A 12967-nucleotide genomic window follows, 5' to 3' on the forward strand; every position below is an offset into this window, starting at 1 on the left:
TTTAAGCATATATTTTACAGTATATCACTATTATTTTATAAATAAAATACAAAATAAGTTGGGACAAGGATAATTTCCTTAATTGAAGATGATATAATAAAAGTAATATGTCATTTAAGGAGTATTTAAGTTAAAGGAACTGTAGATGCTTAAGAAGTAATAAGAATGAATTTACATAACAATTGAATAGATAGAAAAAATTACGAAGGAAAGGTGTATATAAATGGAATTAAAAGAAAGTATTATTGACTTAAGAAGGGAATTTCATAGATGTGCAGAAGCAGGGTGGTTAGAATTTGAAACCACCATAAAAATAATGGATTACTTAAAAAAACTTGGATATAATCTACAATATGGCAAAAAAATACATAGTAATCCAATGGGTATGCCTGATGAGGAAATACTTACTAATCATAGGCTAGGGTGTAGTGAAGTAATTAAAAACATGCCCTTTAATATAGATGAAATTCTAGAAGGATATACTGGGGTAGTAGCAACTATGGATACAGGAGTTCCGGGTCCTACCATGGCCTTTAGATTTGATATAGATGGGCTTAAGGTTGAGGAAGCTAAGGGAAATCATAGACCTTTTAAAGAAGGATTTTCTTCTAAAAATCCAGGAATATGTCATTGCTGTGGTCACGATGCTCATATAGCTATAGGCCTTCAGCTGGCAAATACTATTGTAGAGATGAAAGAAAAATTAACAGGAAAAATAAAGCTCATATTTCAACCGGCGGAGGAAGAGGTTAGAGGGGCTAAGTCTATAGTAGAAGCTGGATTTTTAAAAGATGTAGATTATTTATTTTCTGGTCACATTGGTTTTATTGATAAAAATAATGCCATAGCTGTTAAAGTTAAAAATTTGCTTGCTACTAATAAAGTGGAGGTAGAGTTCTTAGGTAAATCTGCCCATGCAGGTCTTTGCCCAGAAGAGGGAAGAAATGCTCTTTTAGCAGGGGCGAGTTGTATTTTAAATCTTCATAGTCAAGTGCAATTTGGAAAAGGAGTAGGAAGACTTAATGTGGGAACTCTTCATGGAGGAACTGGAAAAAATGTCATAGCAGATAAAGCAGTTTTACAGTTGGAAACTAGAGGAGATACTAACGAAATTAATGATAGAATAATGGATATGGTTTGTCGTGTAGTTAAGGGTACAGCAATTTCCTACAATGTGGAATATAATATAAGAGTAGTTGGTTCTGCAAGGGCATATAATAGCCACGATAATGAATTTTCTAAGATAGTAATAAAAAATCTTAGAAGTTTACCTATAGAAATTATTAAAGAATTTTCCTTTGGAGCCTCTGAAGATATAACTTATATGTTAGAAGAGGTGGAAAAGCAAGGGGGAAAGGGAATGTATTTTATAATTCCATCTTCTATTGTGGCACCACATCATAATCCTCATTTTGATTTTAATGAAGAATCACTTATAATAGGTCATGATGCTTATGTATGTATGATAAAAACCTTTTTACAAAAGGATATGATTTAATTAAACAAGCTAAGGGATGTGTAGTTTTGAAAAAAGCAATGAAAGAAATTTTAGAAAAATATTATGGATATAAAAGCTTTAGGACAGGTCAAGAGCCGGTTATAGAATCTATTTTAAAGGGAGAGGATGCACTTACTATAATGTCTACAGGTAGTGGTAAGTCTATATGTTACCAAGTGCCTGCTTTAATCCTACAGGGATTAACTATAGTAATTTCACCTTTAATTTCCCTTATGAAGGATCAAGTAGATGCACTTAAAGACATGGGGATACCTTGTAGCTATATCAATAGCTCCTTAAGTAGTAAAGATTTTAAGGACGTATTAGATGGAATAAAGGAAGAAAAATATAAAATACTTTATATAGCCCCTGAGAGGTTAGATAATATAGAATTTTATAATGTAATTTCTAGGATACCTATTAGCCAGATAGCTATAGATGAGGCCCATTGTGTATCTCAATGGGGTCATGACTTTAGAGCTAGCTATAAAAGAATTGCTGGTTTTATAGAAAGGCTTATGGTGAGACCTATAGTTACAGCCTTTACTGCTACAGCTTCTAAAGAAGTAAGACAGGACATAGTAAAACTTTTAAAGTTACAAAGTCCTAAAATATTTATTACTGGCTTTGATAGAGAAAACTTGTCTATAAATATAGTTAAATCTGAGAATAAGAAGAAATATTTTCTTAAATTTATGGAAGACAATAAAGAAAACTCTGGTATTATATATGGAGCTACTAGAAAGGAAGTAGATAATATTTATAGAGAGCTTTCTAGCAAGGGATATAATATAGCTAGATATCATGCTGGTTTATCTGACGAGGAAAGAAAAGCGAATCAGGAAGATTTTATTTATGATAGGGTTAAGATTATGGTGGCAACTAATGCCTTTGGTATGGGAATAGATAAGTCTAATATAAGATATGTGGTTCACTATAATATGCCTAAAAATATAGAAGGTTATTACCAAGAGATTGGAAGAGCTGGTAGAGATGGTGAGAAGAGTCAGTGTATACTATTATTTTCTCCAGGAGATATCCATGTTCAAAAGTATTTAATAGAGATGAGCATAGAAAATCCAGAGAGAAAAAACAATCAGTATAAAGCACTTCAGCAGATGGTGGATTTTGTTTATAGCAATGATTGTTATAGAAAATATATTTTAAATTACTTTGGAGAAAGTTATGAAGATGACTGCAAAAATTGTAGTAATTGTTTAAATCAGGGAGAGATAGTTGATAAAACTGTAGATGCTCAAAAGGTACTATCTTGTATATATAGGATGAAACGAAACTACGGTGCAACTATGCTTATAGATGTACTTAGAGGTTCAAAAAATAAAAAGGTTACACAGTTTAATTTTCAGGAATTATCTACCTATGGAATAATGAAGGATTATTCAGGTGAAAATCTAAAAACTTTTATAAATACATTAATTTCTCATGGGTATATAAATCAAGTTGAAGGAACTTATCCTGTTCTTGCATTAAATAATAAGTCTATGGAAGTACTTAGAGGTCAGGAAGTAGTTCACTTTAAAGAATTTAAGGTGAAAGTTAATGCAGAGGTAAGAAATGAACTCTTTGATATATTAAGAGAACTTAGATATAACATGGCAAAGGCTGCTGGAATTCCTCCATATATAATTTTTAGTGATGGAACCCTTAGGGAAATGAGCGTTAAGCATCCTACAAATAAGGAGGAGTTTTTAGAGATATCTGGAGTGGGAGAAACTAAGTATAGTAAGTATGGCAATGAATTTCAAGGTGCTATTATAGAGTATGTTGAAGCTAACAATCTAACTGTTAAGGAAAAAGATAACTCTAACAAAAGCTATGAAGAAGTTAGTGTAACTAAATCAGAAGAGGTTAGCAGTATTAAGGAGGAATCAGGGGATTTTTATGTAAAGACTGATAAAAAGCTATTTGAAAGGTTAGTTTTAGTGCGAAGGGAATTAAGTAGGATAGAAGGTGCTATGGAACAGAATATCATAGCAAAAAATACTCTAAAAGAGATAAGTGGAAGATACCCTAAAACCTTAGAAGAGCTAAAGGATATAGGAGGTATGGGGCCTAAGAAGATAGAAAAATATGGAGTGACTTTAATAGAAGCAGTAAATACATATTTAGAAGAAGAAGGAATAACTCCAATATGGGAAGAAAAAAAGAAAAAAAGATTAGTTATAGATGGAGATGAAAGAAAGAATAAGGAAATAGCTTTAGATATGTTAAATGAAGATTTTGCAATTGAGGATATTGCTGAAGAGATTGAGATATCAATTTCAACTATACTTGGATATGTTACAGAGTATATAGAGGAGTATGGAAGACCTAAGTTTACTATTCCTTTAAATAAGTTTTTTAACCAAGATGAAGAAAAAATTATCATGGAAGTTTGTGAAAGGATTGGATATGATAGGGTTAGTAAGGTAAAGGCAGAGTTACCTAAGACAATTAATTATGAATCTATAAGAGCTGTTATACTTAAAAATTACTTTTAAGAGGAGAATATTATGAAAATTTTAAAATTTATAAAGATGCAGGGAGCAGGAAATAATTTTGTGGTTTTTGAAGATATGGAAGTAAAACACAATGATTTAGGTACTTTAGCTAAAAAGTTATGTGATAGAAATTTTGGCATAGGAGGAGATGGAATATTAGTAGTAAGAAGGAGCAAAATTGCTGATATTCAAATGATAATAATAAATAGTGATGGTTCCTATGCTGGTATGTGTGGAAATGGAATAAGATGCTTTGCAAAATACGTATATGAAAATAACATAGTAAGAAAAAGTGAGTTTACCGTAGAAACAGGAGATGGTATAAAGGTTTGTCATCTATTCTTAGAAGATAATAAGGTAAAAGCTGTTAAGATAAATATGGGAAGAGAGAGTTTTAATCCAAAGTTTATTCCTGCCTTAGGAGAGGAAGAAATTATTAAAAAAGATATCAGTGCCAATGGGAAAAGCTATAATATAACTTCATTATTACTTGGAGTTCCTCATACTGTTTTATTAACTGAAGATGGAGGGTTTAAAGTTGAAGAAGGTGCAGTCATAGAAACCCATGAATTATTTCCACAGGGTACCAATGTTAACTTTTGTAGAGTTGTGAATAGGGAGGAAANNAAAGGTTAATACCTGGGAAAGAGGAGCAGGGCCAACCCTTGCCTGTGGAACAGGATGTTGTTCATCGGTGGTGGTTTGTAATAAATTAAATTTAGTAGATAAATCTGTGAAGGTTATGGCTCCAGGAGGTATTTTAGCTATAGAAATAACTGAGGATGGAATAATGATGACGGGGCCAGCGGAAAATGTATTTAAGGGTGAAATAGAAGTATAAGTGAGCTATGAAGGGTTTATATTGAAACAATTAATAAAATTGTTTTAATATAAACCCTTTTTTATTTATTTATAGAATTATATTTGAAATAAATGGTAATAATTATAGTTGTGACAAAAGAAGATTATATTTTTAATATGTTTAAGGAGATAAAATGGTGATCAACAGAGTAGATTTAGATTCAATAGCAATAAATACTAAGGCTATGTCTATGCTTTCCAAGGAGATGTGTGAAGAGTATAGCGTTTTCCCTTATGACATAAGAAATAATGAGATTCACTTAGCTACCTTCAAGGAGCATACCAATGAAGAAATTAGTAGATTAAGATTTATTTTAAAGAAGAAAGCAGTATTTAATTTATGTACTATAGATCAATTTAAGATTTATTTAGATAAATATTATGAAGAAATTTATAGAAAGCAAATAGTTAAGGGACTTAAAGGTGAAGAGTATCCTAGAAAGGAGCTTGATAAAGAAGTAAAAGGACCCATTATTTCTATAGTTGATTCAATTTTTAGAGAAGGTATTGAAAAAGGTGCTAGTGATATCCATATAGAACCATGGAAGGATAAAATTACTGTAAGGTACAGAATTGATGGTGTTTTAAATGTTTTTAGTGCTTTACCTAAGAGTCTTTATGAGGTTATAGCCACAAGAATAAAGGTTATGGCAAATATGGATATTACTAATAAATATGCTCCAGAAGATGGAGAGATAAATCTTAAAGTAAAAGAACATATTTATGATTTAAGAATATCTACAATGCCTACTGTTCACGGAGAAAAATTTGTAATAAGAATATTACAAAGAAATGCACCTTTGTTAAATATAAATAAGCTGGGTTTTACACCTAAAGATTATCGAATCTTAAAAAATATATTAAAGTTTAAACAAGGTTTAATTATAATTACGGGTCCTACAGGAAGTGGTAAAACTACTACTTTATATTCTATGATAAATGAGTTGAACGAAGAAATTAGGAATATAGTCACTGTAGAAAAGCCGGTGGAGTGTGAAGTTCAGGGAATTAATCAAGTTTCCATAGGAGAAGGTAGTGCTACCTATGGAAATATATTAAAGGCAGTATTAAGACAGGATCCTGATGTAATAATGGTTGGTGAAATTATAGATAAGGAAACTGCTGAAGTAGCTATAAGAGCATCTTTAACAGGTCACTTAGTTTTAACTACCTTGCATACTAACGATGCTAGCAGTGCTATAAATAGACTAACTAACATGGGGATAGATGGAGATATAATTAAAAGTTCTCTTGTTCTTGTAATTGCTCAAAGGTTAACAAGATTAATATGTGAAAAGTGTAAGGTGAAATATAAATTATCCAAGGAAGAAAAGAAACTTCTAGCCATGGATAGGGTTGAAGAAGGCTATAGAGGAACTGGATGTATTAAATGTAATAGCACTGGATACAGAGGAAGAACTGTAGCCTATGAGATTATGATTATGGGAAAGAGATTAAAGGAGTCTATGGATAGTGGGGATAGTGATATATTAAGAAACATAGCTATTGAAGAGGGAATGATTACTATGAATGAATATTTTAAGGAATTAGTTGTAGAGGGAATTACTTCTGTGGAAGAGTATTATGGAAATATGCAGGTTTATAACATTGAAAAAGCCTTAGGAGTGGATTATGGAGTATAAGTATAAGGGGATAAATGTAAAGGGGAAAATTGTATCAGGAAAAGTTATAGTAGAAGATCATTGGAGTTTAATGGAAAGATTAGAAGAGGAAGAAATATATTGTATTAAATATAAAGAGTTGCATAAAGAAAATACATATTTGCTTAAAAGAAGGATTTCAGAAAAAAATTTATCTACTTTTTGCAGAAATTTAAAGAATAATTTAAAGGCAGGAATTCCTTTAGTTAATGCTTTGAAATTATTAGAAGAGCATTTAGGGGATAAAAGGTTATGTGATATTCTAAATAAAGTTATAAACAATATAAAAAGTGGTTTATCCTTTTCAGAAAGCTTAAAGAAATTTAAAAATGTATTTCCCGAATTTTTTATAACATTAGTTCATTTTGGAGAAGAAAGTGGTAGATTGCAGCAAATTCTAACTTTCATGGAAAAGTACTATATGAAGGAATATAAAAGGCGAAAGAAAATTATTAGCGTAAGTATTTATCCTATAGGATTATTTATATTTGTATTAATTATGGGGTTAATTGCCATTTACAAGTTAGTACCTGCATTTTTTAATTCTATGGATATAGAAAATATGAAACTCCCTTATATAACTAAATTTTATTTAGGATTATCTAGAGTTATAAATAGTCTAGGTATACTTGTACTACCAATGGTCATAGGGATTTTCATTGGCATAAGCTTTATGCATATTTATCTAAAGGGGAAGGGGATAACCTATAATTTTAAATATAAAAATCCACTAACGAAAAATTTAGAGAAAAATAGATTTTGTTGTAAATTTACTATGGCTCTTTCAATGATGATAGGTAGTGGTATTGATATAAAATCATCTTTAATTTTACTGAGAAATTGTGAAAATGCCATTTACATTAAAGAGCGGTTAAATAGATGTATAGAAGGGTTAGAAAGGGGTGATAGCCTTTATGAGTGCCTTAAGCGGTGTGATATTTTTTCGAATTATTTTCTATCAACAATATATATAGGAGAAATTAATGGAAGTATTGAAGAGGTATTGCAATGTTGTAATGAAGTTTTCGAAGAAGAACTTGAAGGAAAATTAGATAGGGTCACATCTCTAATAGAGCCGCTACTAATAGTCTTTGTAGGTATATTTATAGGATCTATCATTATTGCAATTATGATTCCATTGTTTAATATGTATAATACAAAGCTTTAGAAGGTATTAAGGTAGAAAGCTATGAAGAAAAATGGATTTACATTAATAGAATTAATAGTAGTATTGGGAATATTATCTATATGTTCATTTATAATATATCCTCATTTAAACTCCTATGAGGAAAAGAAGTTGACCATGGAAATGGAACATGGGGTTAATGGAACAATTGAATTTATAAATAGTTGTAAGATGTATGCAAGAAATAATTATGATAATAGAAAACTCTTTAGATTAGTTATCCAAAGTAGAGAATTAAACCTATATCATGGAACTGTAAAAGTACACAGTTATCTATTACCAGATTCACTAAGGATACATATATCTAATGATGCTAGTATAACTATACCATTAGATATTGACGGAAATACATCTATGGGAAGGTCTATAAATATATATGATTCAGAGGGACGTAGAGAAGTTATAACCATAAAGGTAGGAACAGATTATGTTAGTAAGCAAAAATAAAGGAATTACACTGTTAGAAACTATAATAAGCATGTTAGTTATATCTACTATTCTCATAGGAGCACTTATTTTTTATGGTGTAATGGGAAGATGTGAAGAAGAAGAGCAAAAGGAAATGAAGGCCACTTTTCAGATAGATGCAGTTAAAAAGCTTATTTTATGCAATATGGATTATGGTGATATTAAAGAAGATATAGTTGGAAAAACTAGATTCATAAATACTAGTGATTTATCAGAGAAATCTATAGGTAGTATAAATATAAGGCATATTATAAAGGATGAAGTAAAACAATATCCAATTATAATGTTAATGGGAACAGAAGAAACTGGTAAAGAAATTATAAAAGTAGAAGTTTTATATAGGTTTCAAGATGGAAAGGAAATAAATTATGTATTCTACAAGGGGAATTATGAGAAAAGTTAAAGGTGTTACTATATTAGAATTAATAGCTGCTTTAAGCATTTCATCCTTAATAATTACAGTTATTATTAGCAGTTATAGTATTTGGATGAAAAGTTATAAGGAACGAGTATATTATTCTAGTGAAATTACAGGGATTTATGAAGCACTTATGTATATAGAGAATTATGTTAATTATAGAGGTGAAGGATGTTTTTTAAAAGATGGAGATTTAATTATACCTACAAATGTAGGAGAAAGTTATATTTCTTTAGATGGGAATGAACTTAGGTTCTTTTTTAAGAATAAAAATGGAGTAGGCCACACCAATCAGCCCCTTTTATATGATGTCAAAGAATTTAAAGTTAGGCAAAATGGTAAGGTTCTATTCATTAAAATAGTTACAGATAAAGGAATTAGTGGGGAGAGAGGAATTGGAAAAATATAAAATATGGTTAAACAAATATAGAAAAATTCATAGGGGATGGATATTAACCTATGTAGTAATTGTAGGAATGATTATTTCCCTTACTATATGCTATTCTATGAAATCCTTTATTAATAGGAATTCTTATATTAAAAATTATGTGGAATATAACTTGAAAGAAAATCAGGACCATAGCTATAAGGAGCGCTTAATAGCTAGTTTTAATAGTTATGTACTAGAAAATATAGAAACTATAAATGCAGAGACTCTAGAGAAATACTTTGAAAGGAAAGCTGGTGAAAAACTAATCACCTATGATAATAGTTATATCACCTATGACTTAAGCAATAAGTATTTTCAGATCAATGGGTTAAATAGAGTTTATAGGTTCATTGTGGATATTAGTGATAGTAAAATTAAATATATTTTTAAGGGAAATTTAGTACAGTAGAAGGGAGAATTATGAAGAAAAGGTGTACAATTGAAATAAGTGAAGAAGAAATAAAGTTTGTAAAAGAAAAGATTAAAGATTTAAAAAAGGATAAGAATTTTTACTGCACATATTGCAGTAAGAAAAATTATAAAGACAGTGATGTTGCAGTTGAGGAAAATTTAAGAAAGCTTAATTTGGACATAATTTTAGAAGGAGAAGAGATATTTGTACATAATATTTTTGTGCCTAAAGTAAATAAAATTAAACTAGATTTAATTGTTAAAAATCAGGTAATAAAAATCTTTTATGATATAGAAAATATAATCTTTAACTATGAAATTATTAGGAATAAAAGAGAGAAATTAGAGGTAGCTATATACTGCATAAATGTAAAGGATTCACTTTTAATGAATCGAGAATTATTTTTAGGGGCAAATATAAACTCTGTAATACCTATACAACAGTTATATACAAATAAATACAACAAAAAGATAAAAAATGGAGAATTCACTTTAATAATATATAGAAATAAGTATGTTTATATCATTGAAGTAGGAAATGGAGCTATAAGAGCAAATAGAGTTATAAATGGAAGTAAAGAAAATGTAAATATAGAAATCTTAGCATTTTTGAGAGAGATTAGTGGGGAAGAATATAATAATAAGGGAATTTACATCATTACAAATGAGAAAAATGAAAAGGTTAAGATTGCTAATTTATATGAGATGAAAAGGAGTTTTCCTGTAAATTCTTAATTTATGAAAGGGGAGAGAGGTAATGAAAGAAGGATATTATCCTCAATGGTATATAGAGAATTTAAGGTACATTTATAAGAAAAATATAATAAGGACTTTGATATATTTTTCTGCATTATTTATAATTATTTCCATGGGAATATTAGGTAATTATTATAAGAGATTAAATATTGTAGATAAAGCTCAGTATAACAAAAACATAGAATTAAATAATGACAGAAAAAGTATTACAACCTTTGTATATAACTATATTTATGAAATAATTTCAAAGGAAGATCTTGAGATAAATTCTATGAATATAGAGGATAATAATATAGGATTAAATATAAAGATTAAAGATAAGGAAGATTATTCAATGAGTATTAAAATTTTAGAAGAAAAGTTTTCAATAGTTGAAGTTTCATCTATTCTTCAAGAGAAGGAAGAGCTATATTTTACAGCTAAGGTAAAGATTAATGGATACTAGAAAATATAAATTAATTAATATTACAGTAGTTATAATAACTATAATACTCTTAATAGCCTATGGTAAAACACAAATAAATTTAAATAATGCTAAAAATCATAGAAATTTAGTTGTAAGTAACCGTGTAGAAGCAAATAAAAAGGAAGAGTTTAAACTTGGAGAATTTTTAAATAGATTAAGAAGTTATAATGATATTTCTTTAAATAACATTGTTGTTTATGACTCTTGTGGTGAAGTGACTATCAAGTGTAAGGGTGATTTTACTACTTTTAAAAATTTACTTAGTGATTTAGGTAAGATGGATGAAATAAAAGAAATTAACTCTTTGGTGGTGGAAGAAGATATTTGCACCTTTATACTTGTATTCAAAAAAATCTAAAAATTTTGGTATTTTTATATTGACTATTTATTTATTGTTATGTATAATTAGTGCCAAGGTAAAAGTAAATATTGTCTTATCACGAGCGGTGGAGGGACTGGCCCTTTGAAACCCAGCAACCTGTGTATATATATTGAATCATATATCTTTATATGTTCGTCATGGTGCTAAATCCTGCAGCTTTTTTGAGCTGGAAGATAAGAGAATGAATTGGCATGCATGAAATTTTATGCACTAGAGATTTATTCTCTAGTGCTTTTGTTTTACCCCAAATAATTAAATCTAGATTTAAAGTAAATAGGATATCTACAGTAAAGGACGGTGATAGAACATGATAGAGGTATCACATATCAATAAGAGCTTTGAGAGTTTAAAAGTTCTAAACAATGTTTCATTTACCATAAAAGAAGGACAAGTATATGGAATTATAGGTCACAGTGGAGCTGGAAAATCTACCATGTTAAGATGTATAAATGGATTAGAAGGTTATGATGAAGGTAGTTTGAAAGTTATGGGAAAAGAAGTTTCCTCTATGACAGAAAGAGATATTAGAGAGTTTAGAAAAAATGTTGGAATGATATTTCAAAATTTTAACTTACTTAAAAGGTCTAATGTATATAATAATGTGGCATTACCATTACAACTATGGGGATATGATAAGGAGCATATAGAAAAAAAGGTAGAAGAATTGTTGGAAATTGTTGGATTATACCACAAGATAAAGTCTATGCCTAAAGGGTTAAGTGGCGGAGAAAAGCAAAGAGTAGCAATTGCAAGAGCTTTAGCTTTAGAACCTAAAATATTACTCTGTGATGAAGCAACCTCGGCACTGGATCCTAAAACTACAAAGGACATATTAGAGTTGTTATCTAAAATTAATAAAGAAATGGGGATTACCATAGTAATGGTTACTCATCAGATAGAAGTAGTAAAGTCTATATGCCAACGAATATTGCTTGTAGAAGGCGGAGAAGTTAAAGCTGAAGGAAATGTAGATGAACTGTTCTTAAGACCAGGATATTCTCTAAGAAAATTCTTAGGAGAAGAAGAATTTTTATTTCAAGATGGAGTCAATATTAAGATATACTTTCCGGCAAATAAAAGTGAAAATTCATTTATAACCAACATGGCTAGAGATTTGAATGTAAATTTTTCTGTTGTATGGGGAAAGCTAGAAAAATTCAGAGAAAATGTATTGGGATCATTAGTCATAAGAGTTGATGAACAGTGGAAGGAAGTTGTTACTAGTTACTTAGAAAAGAATAATTTCCAATGGGAGGTGTTATAGTTATGACAGCAGAAGTAATTATAGGGATCCTTAGTAGTGCACTAATAGAAACTTTAATAATGGTAGTGATATCTACGATCTTTGCAGTAATTATTGGTATGGTTTTAGCCATAGCTTTAATACTAACAACCAAAGAAGGTCCAATGGAAAATAAATATATATATAAAATATTAGATGGGGTTATAAATACTTTAAGAAGTTTACCTTTCGTAATCTTGATGGTGGTAGTAGTTCCTGTTACTAGAGCTATTGTAGGTAAATCTATAGGAACTACAGCGGCCATAGTACCTTTGACTATAGCTGCAGCGCCTTTTGTTGCAAGAATTATTGAAACTTCTTTAAAGGAAGTAGATAAAGGGGTTATAGAAGCAGCTCAATCCTTAGGAGCTACTAAGACTCAAATAATATTTAAAATAATGATAAAGGAAGCCTTGCCATCTATTGCGTCAGGTCTTACTTTAACTATTATAAGCATTATAGGCTATTCTGCTATGGCTGGATCTATTGGTGGAGGTGGTCTTGGAGCAGCAGCTATAACCTATGGATATAATAGATTTAATACTACAATTATGATATTTACAGTGGTAGTTTTAATTATATTTGTTCAACTTATTCAAAGCTTAGGAAACTACATATATAAGAAATTAAGCTAGTATTCAAAATTT

13 protein-coding genes, 1 pseudogene and 1 riboswitch are annotated in these 12967 nt (G+C 29.6%); all 14 genes and pseudogenes read left to right on the plus strand.

Annotated features, from left to right (window positions below; translation table 11 throughout):
- Positions 1-223 precede the first annotated feature (223 nt).
- The 14 genes and pseudogenes from B3630_RS04835 (at position 224) to B3630_RS04900 (ending at position 12955) form a co-directional block, all read left to right on the plus strand.
- On the plus strand, positions 224-1498 hold the full coding sequence (locus B3630_RS04835; RefSeq protein ID WP_346896011.1) for an amidohydrolase: 1275 nt from the start codon (positions 224-226) through the stop codon (positions 1496-1498).
- A 26-nt stretch (positions 1499-1524) separates the two neighbouring features.
- A complete protein-coding gene (recQ, locus tag B3630_RS04840; protein WP_414632995.1) occupies positions 1525-3999 on the plus strand; it encodes a DNA helicase RecQ in 2475 nt (824 codons plus the stop codon).
- A 12-nt stretch (positions 4000-4011) separates the two neighbouring features.
- Positions 4012-4840, plus strand: a pseudogene (gene dapF, locus B3630_RS04845) (diaminopimelate epimerase).
- A gap of 154 nt (positions 4841-4994) precedes the next feature.
- Positions 4995-6503 carry a GspE/PulE family protein gene (locus B3630_RS04850; RefSeq protein ID WP_346896013.1) on the plus strand — a complete coding sequence of 503 codons (1509 nt, stop codon included), beginning with the start codon at positions 4995-4997 and terminating at the stop codon, positions 6501-6503.
- Complete coding sequence (locus B3630_RS04855) at positions 6493-7689, plus strand: type II secretion system F family protein (protein ID WP_346896015.1); 1197 nt, start codon at positions 6493-6495, stop codon at positions 7687-7689. The genes B3630_RS04850 and B3630_RS04855 overlap by 11 nt, the downstream gene beginning before the upstream one ends.
- Positions 7690-7710: 21 nt before the next feature.
- On the plus strand, positions 7711-8154 hold the full coding sequence (locus B3630_RS04860) for a prepilin-type N-terminal cleavage/methylation domain-containing protein (protein WP_346896017.1): 444 nt from the start codon (positions 7711-7713) through the stop codon (positions 8152-8154).
- Entirely contained in the window at positions 8135-8578 is a 444-nt protein-coding gene (locus B3630_RS04865) for a hypothetical protein (RefSeq protein ID WP_346896019.1), read from the plus strand. Before B3630_RS04860 ends, B3630_RS04865 begins: the two co-directional genes overlap by 20 nt.
- The gene (locus B3630_RS04870) at positions 8565-9002 is read left to right on the plus strand and encodes a hypothetical protein (RefSeq protein WP_346896021.1); all 438 of its coding nucleotides are present in this window, start codon (positions 8565-8567) and stop codon (positions 9000-9002) included. The genes B3630_RS04865 and B3630_RS04870 overlap by 14 nt, the downstream gene beginning before the upstream one ends.
- The gene (locus B3630_RS04875; RefSeq protein WP_346896023.1) at positions 8989-9432 is read left to right on the plus strand and encodes a hypothetical protein; all 444 of its coding nucleotides are present in this window, start codon (positions 8989-8991) and stop codon (positions 9430-9432) included. Before B3630_RS04870 ends, B3630_RS04875 begins: the two co-directional genes overlap by 14 nt.
- 11 nt (positions 9433-9443) lie before the next feature.
- Positions 9444-10169: a hypothetical protein gene (locus B3630_RS04880; RefSeq protein ID WP_346896025.1), complete on the plus strand. Its 726-nt coding sequence runs from the start codon at positions 9444-9446 to the stop codon at positions 10167-10169.
- Positions 10170-10191: 22 nt separating this feature from the next.
- Positions 10192-10635, plus strand: a complete 444-nt coding sequence (locus B3630_RS04885; protein WP_346896027.1) for a hypothetical protein — start codon at positions 10192-10194, stop codon at positions 10633-10635.
- Complete coding sequence (locus B3630_RS04890; protein ID WP_346896029.1) at positions 10625-11014, plus strand: hypothetical protein; 390 nt, start codon at positions 10625-10627, stop codon at positions 11012-11014. Before B3630_RS04885 ends, B3630_RS04890 begins: the two co-directional genes overlap by 11 nt.
- Before the next feature lie 73 nt (positions 11015-11087).
- A riboswitch (SAM riboswitch) is annotated at positions 11088-11218 on the plus strand.
- Between the two features lie 127 nt (positions 11219-11345).
- Positions 11346-12302, plus strand: a complete 957-nt coding sequence (locus B3630_RS04895; RefSeq protein ID WP_346896031.1) for a methionine ABC transporter ATP-binding protein — start codon at positions 11346-11348, stop codon at positions 12300-12302.
- A gap of 2 nt (positions 12303-12304) precedes the next feature.
- Entirely contained in the window at positions 12305-12955 is a 651-nt protein-coding gene (locus tag B3630_RS04900) for a methionine ABC transporter permease (protein ID WP_414632996.1), read from the plus strand.
- Positions 12956-12967 lie beyond the last annotated feature (12 nt).

The organism is Clostridium sp. UBA7503, assembly GCF_002477055.1.
In the GTDB taxonomy this organism is placed as follows: Bacteria; Bacillota; Clostridia; order Clostridiales; family Clostridiaceae; genus Clostridium_J; species Clostridium_J sulfidigenes.

Bases quoted from the DNA above. Each gene is read 5' to 3' on its own strand.
- B3630_RS04835 (WP_346896011.1), top strand. From the start codon at position 224: ATGGAATTAAAAGAAAGTATTATTGACTTAAGAAGGGAATTTCATAGA.
- B3630_RS04850 (WP_346896013.1), top strand. From the start codon at position 4,995: ATGGTGATCAACAGAGTAGATTTAGATTCAATAGCAATAAATACTAAG.
- B3630_RS04855 (WP_346896015.1), top strand. From the start codon at position 6,493: ATGGAGTATAAGTATAAGGGGATAAATGTAAAGGGGAAAATTGTATCA.
- B3630_RS04860 (WP_346896017.1), top strand. From the start codon at position 7,711: ATGAAGAAAAATGGATTTACATTAATAGAATTAATAGTAGTATTGGGA.
- B3630_RS04865 (WP_346896019.1), top strand. From the start codon at position 8,135: ATGTTAGTAAGCAAAAATAAAGGAATTACACTGTTAGAAACTATAATA.
- B3630_RS04870 (WP_346896021.1), top strand. From the start codon at position 8,565: ATGAGAAAAGTTAAAGGTGTTACTATATTAGAATTAATAGCTGCTTTA.
- B3630_RS04880 (WP_346896025.1), top strand. From the start codon at position 9,444: ATGAAGAAAAGGTGTACAATTGAAATAAGTGAAGAAGAAATAAAGTTT.
- B3630_RS04885 (WP_346896027.1), top strand. From the start codon at position 10,192: ATGAAAGAAGGATATTATCCTCAATGGTATATAGAGAATTTAAGGTAC.
- B3630_RS04890 (WP_346896029.1), top strand. From the start codon at position 10,625: ATGGATACTAGAAAATATAAATTAATTAATATTACAGTAGTTATAATA.
- B3630_RS04895 (WP_346896031.1), top strand. From the start codon at position 11,346: ATGATAGAGGTATCACATATCAATAAGAGCTTTGAGAGTTTAAAAGTT.
- B3630_RS04900 (WP_414632996.1), top strand. From the start codon at position 12,305: ATGACAGCAGAAGTAATTATAGGGATCCTTAGTAGTGCACTAATAGAA.